Here is a 20,542-nt window from a genome sequence, read left to right as displayed (position 1 = left end):
TCTGTTGCAATGAAGATGAGAATCAAGGATTAAAAAAATCGTTTTATGGTTGTTCAAATTATCCTGAATGTAAGTTTACTTTAGCTGAACATTTTAGAAAGAAAAAACTAACCAAAACGAATGTAAAAGAATTACTGGAGGGAAAAGAAACCCTGGTAAAAGGAATCAAAAACAAAGAGAAAAAGCCCTACAATGCCGTTGTAAAAATTGGGGAAAAGGGATATATTGATTTTATCTCTTTTTCAAAATAAACATTTTTTTCAAAGGATTGCTTAGTCCTAAATAACATGCACTTTCGCTGGAGGGTCGCTGTTTGGCGGCCCTCTTTTTTGCACAGGCGCAGTGGGATGGTAATATCGTTACGTTTGAACTGTTTCGATGTGAAACCGAGGAGATTCCCTCTATGAGTGCTGACTACCCGTCAATGACTACGGCCGAGATTCGCTCTAAGTTCCTCAACTTCTTTGAGGAGCGCGGTCTTAAGCTCTATCCTTCTTCGTCCCTCGTTCCCGACGATCCTTCGCTGCTGCTCGCCAACGCCGGCATGAACCAGTTTAAGGAGTACTACCAGGGTAAGAAGACCATGAAGGAGATCGGCGCGATCTCCTGTCAGAAGTGCGTTCGCACCAACGACATCGACTGCATTGGCGAGGACGGCCGTCATCTGTCCTTCTTTGAGATGCTCGGCGACTTTTCCTTTGGCGGCGTCTCCAAGCAGCAGGCCTGCACTTGGGCCTTTGAGCTCATCACCAAGGAGTTCATGCTGCCGCTCGACCGCCTGTACTTCACCGTCTTTACCGAGGACGACGAGACCCATGACGTGTGGCGCTCCCTGGGCGTTGACGAGGATCACATCTCGCGTCTGGGCGAGGACGATAACTTCTGGGCCGCTGGCCCCACCGGTCCCTGCGGTCCGTGCTCCGAGATCTACTTTGACATGGGCGAAGAGGTCGGTTGCGGCAGCCCCGACTGCAAGCCCGGCTGCGACTGCGACCGCTTCCTTGAGTTCTGGAACCTCGTGTTTACCCAGTACGACCGCCAGGAGGACGGCTCCATGCCGGAGCTGCCGCACCGCAACCTCGATACGGGTATGGGTCTGGAGCGCATGGCCGCTATCATGCAGCACAAGACCGCTAACTACGACGGTGATCTGATGCAGCACCTCATCAAGCTCGGTGAGGAGATCAGCGGCAAGACCTATGACGCCGACGATTACTCCGGCGCCAGTCGCTCCCTGCGCATCATCGCCGACCACTCCCGTGCCATCGACTTTATGATCTCGGATGGCATCCTTCCCGGTAACGAGGGACGCGAGTACGTTTTGCGCCGTCTGCTCCGTCGTGCCGTGTTCCACGGCCGCCTACTGGGCATCGAGGGCGCCTTCCTGACCAAGTTCATCGACGAGGTCAACGCTCAGATGGGCGAGGCCTATCCCGAGCTGCTCAAGAACGTCGCGCTCGTTAAGGGCATCGTCGCCTCCGAGGAGGAGCGTTTCTCCACGACGCTCGACAACGGCCGCGTTTACCTGGACGAGGCCCTGGCCGCGCTCGCCGACGGCGCCGTTCTTCCGGGCGACGTTGCCTTTAAGCTTCACGACACCTTTGGTTTTCCCATTGACCTGACTGTCGAGATTGCCGGCGCTGCCGGTCACGACGTCGATATGGATGGCTTTACCGCTTGCATGGAGGACCAGAAGGCCCGCGCCCGCGCCAACGCCAAGGGCGATGCCTGGGGCAGCTTCAACGACGTTTGGGTCGAGCTTTCCGACAAGGTCGCCGCGACGGAGTTCGACGGCTATGACAACGACGTTATCGATGGCGCCAAGGTTGTCGCCCTCGTTCGCAATGGCGAGTCCGTCGAGTCCGTTGACGCCGGCGAGGACGTCGAGGTCGTGCTTGACCGCACCCCGTTCTACGCCGAGATGGGTGGCCAGCAGGGCGATGCTGGCAAGCTTGTCGACGAGGGCGTTGTTCTGACCGTTTCCGATACCAAGAACCACAATGGCCTGTATGCCCATGTCGCGCACGTTGCCGAGGGCACACTGACCGTCGGTGCCACCCTGACCGCGGCGCTCGATGCCGAGCGCCGTGGTTTCCTGCGCCGCAACCATACCGCCACCCACCTGCTCGACGCCGCGCTTAAGCAGGTCCTGGGCGAGCATGTCTCCCAGGCCGGATCGCTGGTGACGCCCGAGCACCTGCGCTTTGACTTCACGCACTTCGAGGCCCTGTCCTCCGAGCAACTCAAGGCTGTCGAGGATCTGGTCAACCAGCAGATCTTCGCTTCCAAGCCGGTCGTGACCCGCGTCATGGGCATTGACGAGGCCAAGGCTGCCGGCGCTGTCGCCCTGTTTGGCGAGAAGTATGGCGACGTTGTCCGCGTCGTCTCGGTGGGCGCCGAGGACCATCCGTTCTCCCGTGAGCTCTGCGGTGGCACCCATGCCGCCAACACCGCCGAGATCGGCCTGTTCAAGATCATTTCCGAGTCCTCTACGGGCTCCAACGTCCGCCGTATTGAGGCCGTGACCTCTAAGGGTGCTCTCGACTATATGGCCGACCGTCTGGCGCTCGTCGACGCCGCCGCTACTGCGCTCAAGTGCCGCGTGGATGAGGTTCCCGCCCGCGTGGAGAACCTGCAGGCCGAGCTGCGCGAGACTTCCAACAAGCTCAAAAAGGCTCTGACCGGTGGTTCCTCCGACGCCATTTCCAGCGCCATCGAGGGTGCTGTCGAGCTCGGTGGCTACAAGCTCGTCGTTGCTGAGCTCCAGGGCCTTGAGGCTGCCGACCTGCGCAACGTATGGGATACCGTGCACCAGAAGGTCGCCGGCCCTGTCGCTTGTGTCGTCGCCAGCGTGACTGAGAAGGGCACTCCGGCCCTGCTCGCTGCCGGCTCCGATGACGCCGTGAAGGCCGGGTTCCACGCCGGCAATGTGATCAAGCAGATCGCGGGTCTGGTCGACGGTCGCGGTGGTGGCCGTCCCAACATGGCCCAGGCCGGTGGCAAGAATGCTGCCGGCATCGCCGATGCCCTCGCGGCTGCCAAGACCGCGCTCGGCGCCTAAGAATCTAAGAAGTCACTGTGGTCGCGCTTGCGCTGGACATAGGGGAGACTAGGATCGGCATCGCCGTCTCGAGCCGTGATGGCATGATGGCGATGCCCGTCAAGGTGCTCCCGGCCGCCGAGGTCACCGGTATGGCCAAGACGTTCCGCTACCTGGTCGAGGACTATGAGCCCGACATCCTGGTAAGCGGACGCCCCTTGACCATGGCCGGTGAGCCCGGCCCCCAGGCCGAGCGCGTTGCCGCCGTGGCGCAAAAGATTGCCGACGAGCTCGATCTTCCGCTGGAGTTTGAGGACGAACGTCTGTCTTCTCAAGAGGCCAAGCGTATCCTGCGCGAGCAGGGCCTCAACGAAAAGCAGATGAGGGGCAAGATCGACATGATTGCCGCCAGCCTTTTTTTGCAGACGTGGCTCGATCGTAAAAACGAGGAGGTTTCGCATGCCTAGTGCTTCCGATCCGCGCCAGCCGAATCGTACACGTCGGCCGGCGTCGCGCCCTGCCCAGCCTAGCCAGCGTCCGGCACAGCCGACGCAGCGCGCAGCTCAGCCTGCCGCGCGCCCGGTGCAGTCCTTCTCTCGTTCGGCCCAACCTGTTCAACGGACGGGTCAGCAGCCTTCTGCTCGTTCGGTTCAGCATCCGGCTTCTCACGCGGCTCAGCAGCCCACTGCTCGTACGGCCCAGCCTGCAGGCGGTACCCGCTTTAAACAGCAGGCACCTACCCAGCGAACGCAGGCCCCCCAATCGCATTCGCATCACGCTCGCGGTTCGCATGGCGTTGCTCCTGCGACCCGCTCGAGCTACAACACGCACGCCCGCCGTGGTGCCCAGAAGAAAAGCTCCTCGGTGCCCATTATTATCGGTGGCGTCGTCGCCGTGCTTGCGCTTGTCGCGATCGTTTTCTTTGTCGTGCCAGCCGTCAAAGGCTTCTTTGCCGGTGAGGATGCGAAAGTCGTTGCAGGCCAGCAGGTTACTATCACGATTCCCGATGGTGCCTCGGGTGACAGCATCGCTTCGATTCTCTCCGAGAACCATATCGTCGAGAATCCCAAGGATTACTATGCGGCGGTGAAAAAGCTCAACGCCGATATGTCGCTTAAGCCTGGCACCTATTCGTTTACCACGCTCATGGATGCGACCAAGGTTGTTCAGCAGCTCATGGAAGGCCCCAACGCGGGCTCCAATGCGCTGACTATCCCTGAGGGCCTGACGGTCGATCAAGTCGCGGACCGTGTTGCCCAGGCCTACGACAGCATCTCTAGGGAAGACTTCCTCAACCAGGCCAAGGCCTCCAACTACGTGGACGACTATAGCTTCCTTAAGGGCGCCGCCAACGACTCGCTCGAGGGTTTCTTATTCCCCAAGACCTATTCGTTGGGCGATTCGCCGACGGCCGATGACGTGATTCGCGCCATGCTCGATCAGTTTAAGACCGAGTACAAGTCGCTCGACTTTGCGAGCTGCGAAGCCAAGATCAAGGAACGTTACGATGTGGAGATGTCCGACTACGACATCGTCAACTTGGCCTCTATCGTTGAGCGCGAGGGCCTCAACGCCGATCAACGTGCGCACGTGGCCTCGGTCTTCTACAACCGCCTTGCCGGCAAGCTCGACGGTTTGCGCTATCTTAACAGCGATGCGACCATGATGTATGTCACCGGTGGCGAGGTTACCGCCGACGACCTGCAGAGCGATAGTCCGTATAACACTTATAAGCACGAGGGTCTGCCACCCACGCCCATCTGCTCTCCGTCGCTCGAGGCACTCAAGGCCACACTTGAGCCGACCGACTCCGATGACCTGTATTTCTACATTACGCAGGACGAGGAGTACTTCTCGCAAACCTACGAAGAGCATCAACAGTCTTGGAATTAGCATGAGGATTTTTAGCCCCAAACGATACGTTGCCTCGGTCGATCGCATCGACCTTAATACCCTGTGGGCCGACGGCAAACGCGCCATTCTGCTCGATCGCGATAACACCCTGGTGCCGCGCGACACCGAGCAGGTTCCCGCCGCGGTTTCCGCCTGGCTCGATGCCGCCCGCGCCAAAGGCTTTAAGCTGTGCATGGTGTCCAACAACTGGCATCGCGACCAGGTCATGAGCTCTGCACGCGAGCTGGGACTCGAGGCCATCAGCCACGCCATGAAGCCGGCGCCGTTTGCCCTGAAGGCGGGTCTTAAGCGTCTGGGCGCCACGGCCGACGAGGCCGTGCTGATCGGCGATCAGCTTTACACGGACGTGTGGAGCGGTAACTTTGCAGGCGTTGACACTATTCTGGTCAAGCCGCAGGCAACCCAGGACCTGTGGTACACGCAGATCTTCCGTATCTTTGAGCGCCGGGCCCTGCGCGACCTTCCCTGCGAGGAATAGGTTTCGCCATGTCTCAGCACATTAAACACGGCTGCGACCATATCTTCTTTATCGGCTTTTTGGGCGCGGGCAAGTCGACGCTTGCGCGCAACGTGGGCACTATGTTCAAGCGTCGATTCATCGATACCGATCGTTTGGTTGTGCGTCGATGCGGCAAGTCGGTGACCGAGATATTTGAGACTGAGGGCGAGGACCGTTTTCGCGAGCTCGAGACCTCGGCACTCCGTTCGCTTCAAAGCGAGCGCAGCCTGCTGGTATCGTGCGGGGGCGGCATCGTCGAGACACCGGTGAACATTGAACTGATGCACGAGATGGGTACATGCGTGTACCTCGAGGGCGATTTCGAGGACTCGTTGCGCCAGATTCGCCGTTCGGATACACGGCCCGATTTCCGTTCGCCCGAGCACGCTGCGCGCCTGTTTGAGCATCGCCGTCCGCTGTATCGCCAGGCCGCCGATATTACCCTTGATATTCGCAACAAGTCCTTCGAGGACGTTTCCTACCTTTGTGCCGAGATGCTTTTGGAGCGTGGACTGCTATGATTCGCCGTCAACTTATCAATTTCCAAAACCGCAGTGTCGATGTCCGCGTCGGATTGGGCGCGTTCGAGGAACTGCCGCGCATGTTTGCCTCGGCTGTGGGCAAGCCTAAGCGCGCGATGGTGGTTTGGAATGACGCCACATCCGAGCGTTTTGGCGAGGTTGTCGAGCATGCGCTGGTCGACGCCGGTTTTGCCGTGTCGCCGCTCGTCCTCGAGGTTTCGCCTGCCGGTGCTACGCTGGTCGATGCCGATACCGTCTTTGGCGCCCTGTCGGCTAACGGCATTACCTGCGACGATCTCGTTGTCGCTGTCGGCGACACGGCGACCTGCTCGGTCGTTTGCTGGTGTGCCAATCAGTGGTGCGGTCGCACCGAGTGCGCCTTGCTGCCGACGACGTTCGACGCCATGCTCACGGTCGCGACGACTATGAAGCCGCTCGTCGCCTCGTCGGCGAATGCGCTTCCCGCTATCGCGTTCCGTCCCGAGCCGGGCTTGGTCGTGTGTGACCTCGACCTTGTTCGTGAGGCGGGCCCCGAGGACCTTAAGCTCGGTTATGCGGTACTTGTTGGCACCATGCTTTCGAGCAGCAAGTCCCGCTGGAATCAGTTTACCGAGACCGTCCCCGAGATTCTCGCGGGCGAGGAGGTCGCGCTCGTCAATGCCGTTCAGTGGTCTCAGACTGCCCGTAAGGACGTACTGATGGCCACGAACCCGAGCGCCCGCCATGCGCTCGATTTTGGCAAGACGGGGGAGCGTACCCTGCGCGCCTGCTTGGGCGATGCCGCGTCGCAGGTCCCTGTCTACCAGCTGCTGTCCGAGGGCATGCGCTTTGAGGCACGCCTAGCGCATGATGCCTGCGACTTCGATATCGATTACGTCTTTGAGGTCGATGACTGCCTGGAGGACTTTGGTATCGAGGAGCTCGCCTTCGATCTGGAGCCTGCCGCATATATCGAGGAGTTCCGCAGGCAACAGTTTGTCCGCTCGAACCGTAGCATGTTGCCGCTGCCCGCGGCGCTCGGCGCCATTCGTCTAACGAGCGTTGAGGACGAGGTTCTCGACCGCCATGCTCACGCATACTTGGCTTCTCGCAAAGATCTTCTCTAGGATTTATTGACATCCATAGTCTTTCGTATCATGTTGAGGGGCGGGTTTCCAATCGGTTGCGAATCGCTCGCGATTCCGTAAGTTGATTGAGCCCGTCCCGTCTTTATGAAGACAACAAGAAAGGAATCTGCATGTCTGAGTTTGCTGCCGGTCCTGCCGGTCGTATTGAGCGTGTCCGTGCCCTGATGGTTGAGCGCGGTTACGACGCCATCGTGGTGCGCGACGAGGCCAACCTTCGTTGGCTCACGGGCGTGAAGGGCGTTTTCGACTACACCTTCGAGTTCCCGCACGCCGCGTTTATTACGGCTGACCAGTGCCTGTTCCACACCGACTCGCGCTACCTCAACAGCTTTGAGGAGAACACGCCCGCCGGCAGCCCCTGGGTCTACGACATGGACGAGGGCACCATCCCCGGTTGGGTCGCCGGCAAGATCGCGGCCAACAAGTGCCGCGTCTGCGCTGTCGAGGACGACATGCAGATCAACTTCTACCAGGGTATCCAGCGTGGCCTGGAGGATCGTTCCGTCGCCTGCATGCTGCCGCTGATGCATGACGACATCCGCAAGATGCGCGCCATCAAGGACGCCGAGGAGATCGAGCTCATGCGCCATGCGCAGTCGATTACCGACGCCGCCTTCCAGCACATGCTCGGCTTTATTAAGCCCGGCATGACCGAGAAGCAGGTTCGCAACGAGCTCGAGAACTTTATGTTCGCCAACGGCGCCGACAGCCTGGCCTTCGGCTCCATCGTGGCGAGCGGCCCCAACACCGCCAACCCGCATGCCGTCCCGAGCGACCGCGTGATCGAGAAGGGCGACTTCGTTCTCATGGATTATGGCGCGGGCTACTGCGACTATCGCTCCGATATGACGCGTACCGTCGTGATGGGCGAGCCCACGCCCGAGCAGCTCGACCTGTACGCGCTCGTGCGCCGTACGCACGAGGAGTGCGTCGCCGCCATCCATCCGGGTGTCGAGGGCAACGACATTTTCAAGCTTTCCAAGAAGATCATTGGCGATGCCGGCTATGGTGATTACTACAACCATGGTCTGGGCCACGGCGTGGGCATTGACATCCACGAGCTGCCCAACTTCAACCGCAGCAAGAATATCATCGAGGTCGGCTCGGTTATCACCATGGAGCCCGGCGTGTACCTGCCCGGTGTGGGCGGCGTGCGCCTGGAGGACTACGGCGTGGTCACCGAGAACGGCTACGAGCCCTTCACCAAGACATCGCATGACCTTCACGTTATCGACTGCTAGCCCACTTCGATAGATTTTTGGGCGGGGCGTTCGGAGCAATTCGGGCGCCCCGCGTTCTCTTTTTATGCGCTCGCTGCAGGCGCCGTCTGCAAGTGTATAATTTCGGTCGTATGTAATTTGGACGCTTGTGCGTTCTGCCCATAAGAAGAAAGGTCGCTATGCCTACCATTTCTACCGCCGACTTCAAGAACGGCCTCGGTCTCCGTATTAAGGACAAGGTTTATACCATCGTCGAGTTCCAGCACGTCAAGCCGGGCAAGGGCGGCGCGTTTGTGCGCTACAAGACCCGCGACATCAAGAGCGGCCGCGTCGTCGAGAACACCTGCAACGCCGGTACCAAGTTCGAGAGCGTCATGCTCACCACCCGTGAGTTCCAGTATCTCTACAACGATGGCACCGACTACATCTTCATGGACAACGAGTCCTATGAGCAGGTTCCCGTTCCCGAGGACATGGTGGGCGAGAACTCCAAGTGGCTGCGCGAGAACGACATCTGCCAACTGCTCTTCGCCGACGACGAGCTCATGGGCGTGACCCCGCCGATGTTCATCGAGACCACCATCGTCCAGACCGACCCGGGCTTTAAGGGCGACACCGTCCAGGGTTCCACCAAGCCGGCCACGATCGACACCGGCGCTGTCATCCAGGTCCCCATGTACCTCAACGAGGGCGAGGTCATCAAGGTTGACACCCGCGACGGCAAGTTCGTCTCCCGCGTCTAGCAACCAACTCTTCTAGGAGGACTCATGCCCCAGGAAATCAAGATTGACGGCATCGGCATTTCGCCCGATGTTCTGACCGCCATCGTCTCGCGCGCCGTGTCGGATGTCGAGGGCATCGCCTCCGTTGGCGTCAAGGACCTTGCCACCAACCTTGTCTCCATGATGCTCTCGTCCAAGGCCCCGGCTTCCGAGCCGGCGGTCGAGGCCGAGGTCATCGGCGACAAGCTCGCACTCACCGTGCGTGTCGTGGTGTTCTTTGGCTATCCGTTCAAGAAACTCGCCGAGGCCGTTCGCGCCGCCGTGGTCGCCGCCATCGATGCCCAGGTGGGCGTTGAGGTCGAGCGCGTTGACGTTTGCATCGACGGCCTCGTTTTCCCCAAGGAGTAACCTTTGAGCCTTAAGGTTTATCGCGGGCGCACGCTTGCCCGCAGTCAGGCGCTGCAGCTGCTGTTCCAGGCCGAGGCCACGGACAGCCCGCTCGAGCGCGTCCTCGAGGGCGATTTCCTGATCTCGAAGGGTCCCCTCGACCCCTATGCGCTGGAGCTGTGCCGCGGTGCCTACGAGCATATCGACCGCATCGACTGCGCTCTGCGCTCCGTTGCCAAGAACTGGGATCTTATGCGCATGCCCGGCGCCGACCGCAACCTGCTGCGTATCGCCGTCTATGAGATGCGTTTCCTCACCGACGAGGAGGTCTCGGACGCCATCGTGATCAACGAGGCCGTCGAGCTTGCCAAGGCCTATGGCACCGACCAGTCCGCGTCGTTCGTCAACGGCGTGCTGGGCAAGATCGCCCGCAGCGAGGAGCTGCCGGGCGAGGACCTGTACCAGGAGCTGCTGGCCGAGGATCGCGCTCGCGAGGAGGCCCAGGCTGCCGAGGCTGCCGCTAAAGTTGCGGTTGCTCAGGCTGAGGCTGGTGTGCTGGCCGAGGATGTGGACGCTGCTGAGGCCGTCGAGGAGTAGTCATGCCAGAGGGTTCTGTCCGCAACTTTGACGAGATTTCGGACCGTCTGGACCAGATTATCGCTACCGTTCGCTCCAAGGATACCTCCTTGGAGCGTTCACTCGATCTGTTTGACGAAGCGATTGAGCTGGGCTCCCGCGCGGTCGATATGGTCGACAAGTTTGAGTTGACGCCGCGTGAGGCCGATAAGCTCGAGCAGGAATACGATGAGGATGCGGCAAACGAATCCCAGGATAGCTAGGCCGCATCTCCGGATACGAATGGTTGATGGCATTCATGAAACGCGTGCGTCTTGATGACGAACTGATTTCACAGGGCATCTGCGCCGATCGCGCGGATGCCCTTCGCACTCTTATGGCCGGCTTGGTCTCGAGTGGCGGCGAGCGCTTGACTTCGCCGGGCCTTAAGGTGACCCCGGGCCTGCCGCTGCACGTGAAGGGGCGTATTCCCTATGTCGGCCGTGGCGGGCTTAAGCTCGAAGGCGCGCTTGATGCGTTTGGCATCAATCCGACGGGACTTGCTTGTCTGGATGTGGGCTGCTCTACCGGCGGCTTTACCGATTGCCTGCTCAAGCGCGGAGCTGCGACCGTTGTCTCGGTGGACGTGGGTCGCGCCCAGTTCGATTGGTCGTTACGTCAGGACGATCGCGTGACGCTGCATGAGCGCACCAACGTGACGCAGCTGCCTGAGCTTGGCTATGCCGGTGCCATCGACCTGGCTGTATGTGATGTCTCGTTTACCAGCATCGCGAATATCATCGACGCCGTGCTGGCGTGCCTGAAGCCTTCGGGTTCGTTCTGCACGCTCGTAAAGCCGCAGTTTGAGGCACCGGCGTCGCTGGTGGGTGAGGGCGGCATTGTGACCGATCCCGCCGTGCGCCGCGATACACTCGTGGCGGCGGTTGAACTCTTTGCCGCCAAGGGCCTGTTCCCGGTCGATGTGTGCGTGTCACCCATTCATGGTGCCAAGGGCAATGTTGAGTTTTTCCTGTACGGCACGAGGGTTACCCCCGGTGAACGCACCGGCGATGAGCTGCAATCCCAGGTATCGGTTTTGAGCGAGAAAGCTGCAACGCTATGAAGGTCTTTCTGGTTCCCAATTACTACAAGCAAGGGGCGGTCGAGAGCGGCCTGATGCTCGAGCTTTGGCTTTCGCGCCAGGGCTATGAGGTGGCATGGGCTGCCGATCAGCGCTCCAAGATCCAAAGCGCGCCCGATGTTGACGATGCCGACCTGGTCATTACGCTCGGCGGTGACGGAACGCTGCTGCGCGCTGCCCGCATTCTCAACTATCGCGAGATCCCCATTTTGGGTCTTTCCTATGGTCATTTGGGCTTTTTGACGGCCGCGAGTCCCGAGGAGCGCGACATTTTGCAGGTTGTGAGCGATGCCCTGTCCGGCGAGCTCCACGTGAGCCGCCGCGCCACCATCGCCGCCGATATCGTTTCGGTGCGCGAAGACGGCACGAAGGATGTCGTGCGCACCTTCGCCCTCAACGACATGGCGCTTACCCGCGGTCCGCTGTCCGATATGGTCGAGTTCGACATCACGGTGTCGGGCCACCATATCGATCGACTGCGTGGCGACGGCGTGGTCGTGTCCACGGCGACTGGTTCTACGGGGTACGCGCTCAGTGCAGGTGGCCCCATCGTGAGCCCCTACTATACGGGTATGGTCTGCGTACCCATTGCGCCGCACACCATTCAGGCCCGTGCTTTTTTGACCTCGCCGAGTGATGTCGTTGAGATCTTTATGTCTGATGATCGCCCGAGCGTGCCGGCGATTGCCATCGACGGACAGTTTATTACCTGCGATGGCACGGTCGAGAGCGTGGCCGTGCGCCGCGGGCCCGGAGATGTTCTGCTGCTGGATTACGGCCCCGAGAGCTTCTATAACTCGGTGAGCCGCGTATTCTATGGAGTCCGTCATGATCGATGAGCTGCAGGTTTCTAACATTGCACTCATTCGCGAGGCGACGCTGGTGCCGAGTACGGGCCTAACGGTTTTGACCGGCGAGACTGGCGCCGGTAAGACCGCGCTGCTCTCGGCCCTCAAGCTTATTTTGGGCGAGCGCGCGGATTCGTCGACGGTGCGCGAGGGCGAGGCGCTGGCGAGCGTCGAGGCGCGCTTGTTCGACGGCCCGCACGACACGGAGGGCTTTACCGTGCAGCGCAGCCTTTCTGCCGAGGGTCGCAGCCGCGTCAAGATTGACGGCCGCATCGCCAGCGTGCGCGAGCTTTCCGAGCGCGTCGGCGTGATGATGGATCTGTGCGGCCAGCATGAACATCAGCGTCTGCTCGATCCGGCGCATCATGTTGCCATGGTTGATGCCTGGGCTGGTCGCTCTGCGCTCGAGGCGCTCGACCGTTACCGTGCCTGCTTCAAGGCGTCGCGTGCGGCTGCCAAGGAGGTCCGTCGCGTAGAGGTGGCGTCGCGTGCGCAGGGGAGTCGCGTCGAGGAGGCGCGCTTTGCCCTCGAGCGCATCGGCGAGGTCGACCCCAAGCCGGGCGAGTATGAGGAACTCGAGGAACTGCTGCCGCGCTCCGAACATGCCGAGGTTCTGGTTGCCACAGCTAACGATGCCCATACATCGCTTGTCGCCGAAGGGGGAGCGCTCGATGCCGTGAACAGCGCCGTGGCAAAGCTTTCCCGTATGGCTACCGTCGATCGCAAACTGGGCGACATTGCCGATGCGCTTTCGGATGCCTGTATCTCCCTTGAGGATAGCGCGAACGAGCTTCGTGCCTATCGCGATGGCGTCGCCTTCGACCCGCGCGAGCTCGCTCGCATGCGTGAGCGGTATTCCGACCTCAAGGGCCTGTTGCGTCAGTGGGGTCCCACCATGGACGATGTTTTTGCCATGCGCGATCGCTCGCAAGAGCTGCTGTCCTTGGTCGATGATGGCGATGAACAGATCAAAAAGGCGCGTGAATCACTTGGTGCTGCCGAGCGCGAGTTGTTTGCCGCTGCCAAGGCGCTTAAGCGCGCTCGCAATACGGCTGCCCCGCGCTTCTGCCACGAGGTTGGTCGTCAGATGGCACGCTTGGAGATGGGCGGCGCCGAGCTCGTTTGGGAGTCGCGTGATCTTCCGCGCGCCGAGTGGACGCCGGCGGGTCCTTCGAGCTACGAGCTTTTGTATCGCAGCGGTGCCGGCTTGACGCCGCGACCCCTGCGCCGCATTGCGTCGGGCGGCGAGCTCAGCCGCGTTATGCTCGCGAGCAAGGTGGTCTTGGGTAATGCTGACGGCGTCGATACACTGGTATTTGACGAGGTCGATGCCGGTGTCGGCGGCTCCACGGCTCGTGCTCTTGCTGGTGTGCTGGTCGATCTTGCCGCTACGCATCAAGTGATTGTCGTAACCCACTTGGCGCAAGTCGCCGTCATGGCCGATAAGCACTACGTGGTGAGTAAGGAACCCGGCGATGTTCCCCAGACGCATCTGGACGAGGTGACGGGAGACGCCCGTACCGCAGAGATCGCCCGAATGCTGAGCGGCGATCAGTCCGAGGCAAGCTTGGCCCACGCAAAGCAGATGCTCGAAGAAGCTCGAGGCTAAGTTGTATCAGCGGTGTTGGTGGGACAAAATAGACTGAAATTTTTGTCCCACTACGCGTTTTACTCAACGACCTTGTCCGGCTGGATGAGCTCCTCGTAGTAGCTGATATGTTCGCGAGCGTCTTCAATCTCGGGCAGCAGGAAGTTGTAGATAACTTCGATGATCATCGTGGCGCTGATCTTGGAGAACGCAAAGTCGCCCGTCGTCAGCAACGCCTCGTGGTTGACGGTATTAAAAGTATAGTCTGCCAGGCGTGCGAGCGGGGATTTGCTGTCGCTGCTGATGACGACTACGGTTGCACCGCAGTCGCGAGCAGCTTTTGCCATGCGATTCAGTCGGCGCGATTTGCCGGAGTTTGAGATGAGCACGATGACGTCGCCGGGGCGTAGCGTGAGCGCAAACCCGATCGAGGTCTCGCTGATGGTGCTCGCCATGCAGCGAAGGCCCAGCTGCGAAAACTTAAATGTCGCATCGAGCGCGACCGCGTTCGTATTGCCCACAGCCGCAAACTCAATAACCCCTGCATGCTTAAGGGCATGCACAACAGCCGCCAACGTATCGTGGTCGATCCCGTCGATGGTCGCATTAAGCTCGCTCACCTTGGCAGCCAGGATGTTCTTAAGGCTCTGCTCCATATTGTCGAGCGAGACTTCGTCAGTCAGGCCCTCGTTGCGCTGGCTTTCCAAATCCCTCGCCAACGAAAACTGAAAGCTGCGGAAGCTGCCAAAGCCAAGCTTGCGGCAGAAGCGCGAAACGGTCGCCTCGGACGTGGCTGCGGCGCGCGAGAGCTGAGCCGCCGTGAGGCGTGGCGCCTCGGACTGGTGCTCCAATATATAGTCGACAATGCGCTGCTCGGACTCGCTGTATCCCTGATGGGTACTAATGAGGGAAAGTGCGCTCTTGCTACTATCGGTCATGGATGGCTCCTGGTTGGCATGAAAATCGGAATCGTTTTGTAATGTCATAGTATAGGGGGATTTTCAATAACAAGATACACCTTGCCGTTTCAAGTGTTGATGGTAAACTTTCACCTACCGTTTACGGTTATGAAAGAACCTTTCACCGGAGAATTGCGCCTTGTCTCTTCTCACGCGGACGGTAGGTTGGTATCTTTCAGTTGTGGAAAAGCGCGCAAGGACGCGCGTGTAGGGGAGCGCCTGCGGGCGCAAAACTTAAAAAGGAGGGACACATGGCTAAGTTTGACATCATCGCCGCCACCGGTTGCCCGACCGGCATCGCGCACACCTTCATGGCGAAGGAGGCGCTGGAGAAGGCAGCTGCCGAGCGAGGTCTGACCATTAAGGTCGAGACCCATGGCCAGGTCGGTGTCGAGAACGAGCTCACCAAGAGCGAGATCGCCGGTGCCAAGGCCGTCGTCGTCGCAGCCGATAAGGATGTCCAGGCTGAGCGTTTCGCCGGCAAGCCCATGGTTTCCGTTGGTGTTTCCAAGGCCCTGTCCGTTGAGGCCGCCGGTAAGCTGATTGACCGCGCGCTCGCCGCCAAGGGCGACAACACGGTTGCAGCCGCTGCCGATGTCGAGGACGAGGTCGAGGAGAAGGAGTCTATCGGCCACGTCATCTACAAGCACCTTATGAACGGCGTCAGCCATATGCTGGTCTTCGTCGTCGCCGGTGGTGTCCTGACCGCCGTCTCGTTCCTGTGGGGCATTACGTCCTTCGATTCGACGGCGTCTGACTACAACAGCTTTGCTGCGATGCTGAAGATCATCGGCGGCATCGCCATGAACCTCATGGTTCCGGTGCTTTCCGCCTACATCGCCGAATCCATCGGCAAGCGACCGGCGCTCGTCCCCGGTTTTGTTGCCGGTATGATCGCCATCCAGGGCCTGCCTGTTAACGCCGAGACCGGCATGATCGACGCCGGTGGCGCCGGCGTGGGCTTCGGCTTCCTGGGCGGCATCGTCGGCGGCTTCCTCGCTGGCTATGTCATCCTGCTGCTCGAGAAGGTCTTTGCCGGTCTGCCCAAGAACCTGGACGGCCTCAAGGCCATCTTCCTGTACCCGCTGTTCTCGACGGCTATCGTCGGCCTGGTCATGCTCGGCATTTCCGGCCCCATGGCTGCCATCAACACCGCCATGATGGACTTCCTCAAGGGCCTGTCCGCCTCTGGCGCCGTTGTCCTGGGTCTTGCCATCGGCTGCATGTGCGCCTTTGACATGGGTGGCCCGGTCAACAAGGCTGCTTACGTCACCGGTACCGCCATGCTCACCGAGGCACTGGCTGCCGGCGTTGGCACCGATACCTACAATTTCGGCACCAACTTCATGGCTGCCGTCTCCGCAGCTTGCATCGTTCCGCCGCTGATCACCACCTTCGCCGTCGTTGTCGGTAAGAAGTACTTCAGCCAGGAGGATCACGACGCCGGTATCGTCAACCTCATTCTTGGTTGCACCCACATCACCGAGGGCGCCATTCCGTTCATGACCAAGAACATCTGGCCGGTCATGCCCATCATGATGCTCGGTTCCTCTATCGCTTCGATCCTGACCATTATGTTCAACGTTCACGATCCGGCGCCTCACGGTGGCTTCCTGGTCCTGCCCGTTGTCGAGAACGGTCCGCTTTGGGTCCTCGCGATCCTCATCGGTGCTGTTGTCGGTGGCATCCTGTTCGTGGCCTTCAAGAAGTACGACTTCGAGAAGAATCAGAAGGCCGCTCCTGTAGCCAAGCCGGTTGAGGCTTCCAAGGCCGCTGCCGTTGAGGCCCCTAAGGCCGAGGCTGCCGACTTCGTGAAGGTTGAGAATGTCTTTGTCGCCGAGGACTTCGCTTCTCGTGACGAGGCTCTGAGCTTCGTTTCCAACCAGGCTGTCAAGGCCGGTATCGCCAGCGACGCCGACGCCGTGATGAACGCCTTCCTGGCCCGCGAGGCCGAGGGCACCACGGGCATGATGGAGGGCTTCGCCATCCCGCATGCCAAGTCCGACGCCATTACCGAGGCTGCCGTCATCGTCGTTAAGGACGAGTCCGGCGTGACCGGTTGGGATACCATGGACGGCGCTCCTGTCAACGTGGCTATCGCCCTGCTCATCCCTGGTGCACAGGCTGGCACCACGCACCTCAAGATCCTGTCCAAGGTTGCCGAGGCGCTCATGGACGAGGACTTCCGTGGCACCGTCAAGGGTTCCACCGACGCCGCCGAGATCGCCAAGACGATCAACGCCCGCCTGGTCTAATCCCACAGTACGCGAATAACATCGCCCCCTGTAACAAAGGCGAGGACTCCCTACGGGTCCTCGCCTTTTTTCATCCCCCTTCTTCTAACTTGCGGTGAAATAAGGAATGTTTAAATGTTTCAACCCTAAAATCAGTCCATATTTCACCGCAACTTAGAAGAAGGGGATAGCGCGGCCCGTCTATCGGATCGTCCGTGCGGACAAATATTCAGCCAGAATTCCGTTCGCACGATATTTCTTGGACCAACCGAGTTCCCGCAGCTCACCTGCCGGGCGGGGCGGTTAAGTTTGTCGCGAGTTCCGCACGCAAAGGAAAGCACTTAATGTGCTTTCCGTCTTGCGCAGGACTGTAGAGCAGCAAACTTAACCGCCCCGCCCGGCAGGCGAGCGGACAGGAAGGACATCCGTCCAACAATTCGTGCGAAACACAATGAAAAACCGTTTGATGTGAGTTAATATAAACAACGTCGTGAATCTGACTCCTGCCACATGCATGACAGGGGTTAAACACAAAAAGGAGTCAATTATGGTTTCTGAGAAGGCTACCCTCGTTAATCCTCAGGGTCTGCACATGCGTCCGGCTGGTCTGTTCGCCTCCACCATGGGCAAGTATGCCTGTGACGTGACGGTCGTCACCCCCGAGAAGGAGGTCAACGGCAAGTCCCCGATGGCCCTCATGGCTGCTGGTATCCCCTGCGGTACCGAGGTCGAGGTCAAGTGCGACGGCGCTGACGAGGCCGAGGCTCTGGCTGCTGCCATCGAGCTCATCAAGAGCGGTCTTGGCGAGTAGAACTCAAACGGGTCGCATGTTGAACAACTAAGTTCATATTTGGGGGCGCAGTGACCTGTTGTAAGGTAGCTGCGCTCTTTTGTCATGGATATGGCAAAACGCTTTATCACATGACACGGAGAGAGGAATGGGAATGTATCAGGGAGTCAACGCTTCCGAGGGCATCGGTATCGGCACCGTCATGGTCGCCGTCGATCCCGACTTGACGTTTGAGCCGCACGAGGTTGCTGATTCGGCTGCAGAGAAGGAGCGCTATCAGTCCGCTCTTTCGGTCTTCTGCGAGAAGACCCAGGCTCAGGCCGACCACATGAAGGAGACGGTGGGCGAGGCCGAGGCCGAGATCATGAGCGGACACATTGTCCTGGCTCAGGACCCGGGCATGACCGACGCCATCAACGCCGCCATTGACGGTGGCACCTGCGCTGAGCAGGCGCTCATGGACACCTCGACCATGTTCGAGAACATGTTCCTGTCCATGGACGACGAGATGTTCCGCCTGCGCGCGGCCGACATCGCCGACATCCGCACCGGTATTCTGGCCGAGCTGCTGGGCAAGGAGGTCGTCGACCTCTCCGTCCTGCCCGAGAACACCGTCGTTGTCGTGCACGACCTCACGCCGTCCATGACCGCTACGATCGATAAGGCCCACGTTGCCGGTATCGTCACCGAGACCGGTGGCCGCACGTCGCACTCCGCGATCATCGCGCGCGCCCTCGAGATCCCGGCCGTCCTTTCGGTCGCTAACAGCTGCACCGCACTGCGCAACGGTATGACTGTTGTCGTCGACGGTGGCAAGGGTGTCGTCGAGGCCGATCCCGATGAGGAGACGCTCGCCGCCTACACCGCCAAGGCCGAGGCTTTCGCTGCCGAGAAGGCAGCCCTCGAGGCCTTCCGTGGCAAGCCGTCCGTGACTGCCGATGGCATCAAGAAGATTATCGCCTGCAACATCGGTAACCCCGATGACGTGCCCAACGCGCTCGATCACGATGCCGAGGCCATTGGTCTGTTCCGCTCCGAGTTCCTGTTCATGGACTCTGCTGAGCTTCCGTCCGAGGAGGAGCAGTTCAACGCCTACCGCAAGGTAGCTAGCGCGCTCAAGGGCGCTCCGGTCATCATCCGCACGCTCGATGTGGGCGGCGACAAGGAGATCCCGTACCTGCACATGGTCAAGGAAGACAACCCCTTCATGGGCTTCCGCGCCGTGCGTTACTGCCTCGCCAACCCCGACCAGTACAAGGTCCAGCTCCGCGCCCTGCTGCGCGCCAGCGCCTTTGGTGACGTCAAGATCATGATCCCGCTCGTCACTTGCGTCGAGGAGGTCGTGGCCGTCAAGGAGCTCGTTGAGCAGTGCAAGGCCGAGCTGACCGAAGAGGGCCGCAAGTTCAACGAGAACATCGAGGTCGGCATTATGGTCGAGACGCCTGCCGCTTCGCTGCTCGCTGATCGTCTGGCCGAGGTCGCCGACTTCTTCTCTATCGGCACCAACGACCTGATCGGCTACACCATGTGCGCCGACCGTGGCAACGACACCATCTCCAACCTGTACCAGGTGTACTATCCCGCCGTGCTCCGCTCGCTCAAGAACATCATCGAGAGCGGCGTTAAGGCCGGCATCATGGTCGGTATGTGCGGCGAGGCCGCTGCCGATCCGCTGCTCGAGCCGCTGCTGATCAGCTGGGGCCTGGAGGAGTTCTCGATGAGCGCTCCGTCCATCCTGCGCGCCCGCAAGACCATCAGCCAGTGGACCAAGGCCGAGTGCGACGAGCTCGCCGAGAAGGCGCTCGCCTGCAACACCGCCGCCGAGGTCAAGGCACTGCTCGAGTCCGCAGCTCGCTAATTTGGTATCAGAGGTAACCGCGTGGTTGGAATGGGCCGGCCACGCGGCCCTCACATATACAGGGGGTACTGTAAATGTTCTACACGCTAACCGCTAACCCGGCTGTCGACATGACGGTTTCGAGCTCTCCGCTCGAGCCCGATGAGAACGTCCGCACCGGCTCGGCCAGCTACACGGCTAACGGCAAGGGCCTCGACGTGTCCTTCGCCTTTAAGAAGATGGGCGTCGACACCGTCGCACTCGGCTTCTTCGCTGGCTTCACGGGCAAGTTTATCGTCGAGGAGGTCATGAACCTGGGTTGCCTCTGCCGCCCGGTCTGGACCGACGGTATCACGCGCATCAACACCTACGTCAACGATGGCCAGCACGAGTACGGCATCCTGAACCCCGGCGCTCCTATTACGCCGCAGCACCAGGAGGAGCTCTACAACATCCTGGACACCGCGGGCGATCTTGAGTGCCTGATCGTCTCCGGCTCCGTGCCTCCCAAAGCCACGCCCGACTTCCTGGCTCAGGTCATGGAGCACGCTCAGGCTCGTGGCGCCGACGTCGTCCTGGACCTGTCCTCCGACAAGCTCAAGGAGCTCGCTCACAAGAAGCCGCTGCTCATCAAGCCGAACCATCATGAGATGAAGGCCATCTTCGGCGTGCCGGTCGACACCGACGACGAGGTTCGCGTTGCCATGAAGATGGCTCACGACGCTGGCGTTCAGAACGTGCTGCTTACCCGTGGTAGCCGCGGCGACGCTTACTTCTCCAACGGCGAGGACATCTGGTACGCCAAGCGTGAGTTCAACATCAAGCTGGTTTCTTCCGTCTGCGCCGGCGACTGCACCCTCGCTGCGTTCCTGCACAAGTGGTACAGGGATCGCGACAACGTCGAGGAGGCCATGAAGCTCGCTATGGCCACTGGCGCCAACGTTGCCGAGTCCGTCGGCATCGGCGACTTCGGTCACGTCGACGAGTACAGCAAGCGTGTTGCTGTCCGTAAGCTCGATCGTCAGTAATCGAAACGCGACATATTCGTGCGCATACGGCGCCCCGGTTTCGGCCGGGGCGCCTTTTTTGTTCCGCCACGGGGGAGAGGTGTCCCGCCGTACTTCATCGCTTGGTTGATTTTCAATCTCAACGCAACAGCC

At 60.2% G+C, this 20,542-nt stretch carries 20 protein-coding genes; 19 read left to right on the top strand and 1 reads right to left on the bottom strand.

All coding sequences use genetic code 11. From position 1 onward, the window contains the following. The 15 genes from DW850_RS09430 to DW850_RS09360 all read left to right on the top strand — a co-directional run. The coding region (locus DW850_RS09430; RefSeq protein WP_117786913.1) for a topoisomerase C-terminal repeat-containing protein at nucleotides 1-251 on the top strand (251 nt) is incomplete at its 5' end. Nucleotides 252-403: 152 nt separating this feature from the next. Then, on the top strand, nucleotides 404-3,061 hold the full coding sequence (gene alaS / locus DW850_RS09425; protein ID WP_117786911.1) for an alanine--tRNA ligase: 2,658 nt from the start codon (nucleotides 404-406) through the stop codon (nucleotides 3,059-3,061). A gap of 17 nt (nucleotides 3,062-3,078) precedes the next feature. Beyond that, nucleotides 3,079-3,507: a Holliday junction resolvase RuvX gene (gene ruvX, locus DW850_RS09420; RefSeq protein WP_117786910.1), complete on the top strand. Its 429-nt coding sequence runs from the start codon at nucleotides 3,079-3,081 to the stop codon at nucleotides 3,505-3,507. After that, nucleotides 3,500-4,933, top strand: coding sequence for an endolytic transglycosylase MltG (gene mltG / locus DW850_RS09415; RefSeq protein WP_233540660.1), 1,434 nt, complete (start codon nucleotides 3,500-3,502; stop codon nucleotides 4,931-4,933). Before ruvX ends, mltG begins: the two co-directional genes overlap by 8 nt. 1 nt (nucleotide 4,934) lies before the next feature. Continuing rightward, nucleotides 4,935-5,432 carry a YqeG family HAD IIIA-type phosphatase gene (locus tag DW850_RS09410; RefSeq protein ID WP_117786909.1) on the top strand — a complete coding sequence of 166 codons (498 nt, stop codon included), beginning with the start codon at nucleotides 4,935-4,937 and terminating at the stop codon, nucleotides 5,430-5,432. 8 nt (nucleotides 5,433-5,440) lie between these two features. After that, nucleotides 5,441-5,974: a shikimate kinase gene (locus DW850_RS09405; RefSeq protein ID WP_099431675.1), complete on the top strand. Its 534-nt coding sequence runs from the start codon at nucleotides 5,441-5,443 to the stop codon at nucleotides 5,972-5,974. Next, complete coding sequence (locus DW850_RS09400; RefSeq protein WP_117786908.1) at nucleotides 5,971-7,080, top strand: hypothetical protein; 1,110 nt, start codon at nucleotides 5,971-5,973, stop codon at nucleotides 7,078-7,080. Before DW850_RS09405 ends, DW850_RS09400 begins: the two co-directional genes overlap by 4 nt. Nucleotides 7,081-7,211: 131 nt before the next feature. Next, nucleotides 7,212-8,342 (top strand): Xaa-Pro peptidase family protein, encoded by a 1,131-nt coding sequence (locus tag DW850_RS09395; RefSeq protein ID WP_117786907.1) that lies wholly within the window; start codon nucleotides 7,212-7,214, stop codon nucleotides 8,340-8,342. A gap of 158 nt (nucleotides 8,343-8,500) precedes the next feature. Continuing rightward, nucleotides 8,501-9,064, top strand: a complete 564-nt coding sequence (gene efp / locus DW850_RS09390) for an elongation factor P (RefSeq protein WP_006233983.1) — start codon at nucleotides 8,501-8,503, stop codon at nucleotides 9,062-9,064. A 24-nt stretch (nucleotides 9,065-9,088) separates the two neighbouring features. Then, a complete protein-coding gene (locus DW850_RS09385) occupies nucleotides 9,089-9,451 on the top strand; it encodes an Asp23/Gls24 family envelope stress response protein (protein ID WP_035138197.1) in 363 nt (120 codons plus the stop codon). Between the two features lie 3 nt (nucleotides 9,452-9,454). Continuing rightward, nucleotides 9,455-10,027, top strand: coding sequence for a transcription antitermination factor NusB (gene nusB, locus DW850_RS09380; RefSeq protein WP_117736308.1), 573 nt, complete (start codon nucleotides 9,455-9,457; stop codon nucleotides 10,025-10,027). A 2-nt stretch (nucleotides 10,028-10,029) separates the two neighbouring features. Then, entirely contained in the window at nucleotides 10,030-10,269 is a 240-nt protein-coding gene (locus tag DW850_RS09375) for an exodeoxyribonuclease VII small subunit (RefSeq protein WP_006233978.1), read from the top strand. A gap of 35 nt (nucleotides 10,270-10,304) precedes the next feature. After that, nucleotides 10,305-11,108: a TlyA family RNA methyltransferase gene (locus tag DW850_RS09370; protein WP_233540661.1), complete on the top strand. Its 804-nt coding sequence runs from the start codon at nucleotides 10,305-10,307 to the stop codon at nucleotides 11,106-11,108. After that, complete coding sequence (locus DW850_RS09365) at nucleotides 11,105-11,965, top strand: NAD(+)/NADH kinase (RefSeq protein WP_117786905.1); 861 nt, start codon at nucleotides 11,105-11,107, stop codon at nucleotides 11,963-11,965. The genes DW850_RS09370 and DW850_RS09365 overlap by 4 nt, the downstream gene beginning before the upstream one ends. Further along, nucleotides 11,955-13,583 carry a DNA repair protein RecN gene (locus DW850_RS09360; protein WP_117786904.1) on the top strand — a complete coding sequence of 543 codons (1,629 nt, stop codon included), beginning with the start codon at nucleotides 11,955-11,957 and terminating at the stop codon, nucleotides 13,581-13,583. Before DW850_RS09365 ends, DW850_RS09360 begins: the two co-directional genes overlap by 11 nt. Nucleotides 13,584-13,642: 59 nt before the next feature. On the opposite strand, the gene DW850_RS09355 is transcribed toward DW850_RS09360, so the two are convergent. Beyond that, nucleotides 13,643-14,500: a MurR/RpiR family transcriptional regulator gene (locus DW850_RS09355; protein WP_117806188.1), complete on the bottom strand. Its 858-nt coding sequence runs from the start codon at nucleotides 14,498-14,500 to the stop codon at nucleotides 13,643-13,645. 272 nt (nucleotides 14,501-14,772) lie between these two features. Between DW850_RS09355 and DW850_RS09350 the strand changes: the two genes are divergently transcribed. The 4 genes from DW850_RS09350 (at nucleotide 14,773) to DW850_RS09335 (ending at nucleotide 20,410) form a co-directional block, all read left to right on the top strand. Beyond that, nucleotides 14,773-16,776 carry a fructose-specific PTS transporter subunit EIIC gene (locus DW850_RS09350; RefSeq protein ID WP_117786903.1) on the top strand — a complete coding sequence of 668 codons (2,004 nt, stop codon included), beginning with the start codon at nucleotides 14,773-14,775 and terminating at the stop codon, nucleotides 16,774-16,776. 526 nt (nucleotides 16,777-17,302) lie between these two features. Then, the gene (locus tag DW850_RS09345; protein ID WP_022094575.1) at nucleotides 17,303-17,566 is read left to right on the top strand and encodes an HPr family phosphocarrier protein; all 264 of its coding nucleotides are present in this window, start codon (nucleotides 17,303-17,305) and stop codon (nucleotides 17,564-17,566) included. Nucleotides 17,567-17,699: 133 nt separating this feature from the next. Next, nucleotides 17,700-19,403, top strand: coding sequence for a phosphoenolpyruvate--protein phosphotransferase (gene ptsP / locus DW850_RS09340; RefSeq protein WP_117786902.1), 1,704 nt, complete (start codon nucleotides 17,700-17,702; stop codon nucleotides 19,401-19,403). A 74-nt stretch (nucleotides 19,404-19,477) separates the two neighbouring features. Further along, the gene (locus tag DW850_RS09335) at nucleotides 19,478-20,410 is read left to right on the top strand and encodes a 1-phosphofructokinase family hexose kinase (RefSeq protein WP_006233969.1); all 933 of its coding nucleotides are present in this window, start codon (nucleotides 19,478-19,480) and stop codon (nucleotides 20,408-20,410) included. Nucleotides 20,411-20,542: the final 132 nt, after the last annotated feature.

The sequence above is a fragment of the Collinsella sp. AM36-4AA genome, from assembly GCF_003467795.1.
Classification (GTDB): domain Bacteria; phylum Actinomycetota; class Coriobacteriia; order Coriobacteriales; family Coriobacteriaceae; genus Collinsella.
This window is presented reverse-complemented; position numbering and strand designations above follow the sequence as displayed.

Coding starts and splice junctions, on each gene's coding strand:
- DW850_RS09375 (WP_006233978.1), top strand. CDS start 10,030: ATGCCAGAGGGTTCTGTCCGCAACTTTGACGAGATTTCGGACCGTCTG.
- alaS (WP_117786911.1), top strand. CDS start 404: ATGAGTGCTGACTACCCGTCAATGACTACGGCCGAGATTCGCTCTAAG.
- DW850_RS09335 (WP_006233969.1), top strand. CDS start 19,478: ATGTTCTACACGCTAACCGCTAACCCGGCTGTCGACATGACGGTTTCG.
- mltG (WP_233540660.1), top strand. CDS start 3,500: ATGCCTAGTGCTTCCGATCCGCGCCAGCCGAATCGTACACGTCGGCCG.
- DW850_RS09350 (WP_117786903.1), top strand. CDS start 14,773: ATGGCTAAGTTTGACATCATCGCCGCCACCGGTTGCCCGACCGGCATC.
- DW850_RS09365 (WP_117786905.1), top strand. CDS start 11,105: ATGAAGGTCTTTCTGGTTCCCAATTACTACAAGCAAGGGGCGGTCGAG.
- DW850_RS09405 (WP_099431675.1), top strand. CDS start 5,441: ATGTCTCAGCACATTAAACACGGCTGCGACCATATCTTCTTTATCGGC.
- DW850_RS09370 (WP_233540661.1), top strand. CDS start 10,305: ATGAAACGCGTGCGTCTTGATGACGAACTGATTTCACAGGGCATCTGC.
- DW850_RS09410 (WP_117786909.1), top strand. CDS start 4,935: ATGAGGATTTTTAGCCCCAAACGATACGTTGCCTCGGTCGATCGCATC.
- DW850_RS09385 (WP_035138197.1), top strand. CDS start 9,089: ATGCCCCAGGAAATCAAGATTGACGGCATCGGCATTTCGCCCGATGTT.
- DW850_RS09360 (WP_117786904.1), top strand. CDS start 11,955: ATGATCGATGAGCTGCAGGTTTCTAACATTGCACTCATTCGCGAGGCG.
- DW850_RS09400 (WP_117786908.1), top strand. CDS start 5,971: ATGATTCGCCGTCAACTTATCAATTTCCAAAACCGCAGTGTCGATGTC.
- DW850_RS09395 (WP_117786907.1), top strand. CDS start 7,212: ATGTCTGAGTTTGCTGCCGGTCCTGCCGGTCGTATTGAGCGTGTCCGT.
- efp (WP_006233983.1), top strand. CDS start 8,501: ATGCCTACCATTTCTACCGCCGACTTCAAGAACGGCCTCGGTCTCCGT.
- DW850_RS09345 (WP_022094575.1), top strand. CDS start 17,303: ATGGTTTCTGAGAAGGCTACCCTCGTTAATCCTCAGGGTCTGCACATG.
- ptsP (WP_117786902.1), top strand. CDS start 17,700: ATGTATCAGGGAGTCAACGCTTCCGAGGGCATCGGTATCGGCACCGTC.
- DW850_RS09355 (WP_117806188.1), bottom strand. CDS start 14,500: ATGACCGATAGTAGCAAGAGCGCACTTTCCCTCATTAGTACCCATCAG.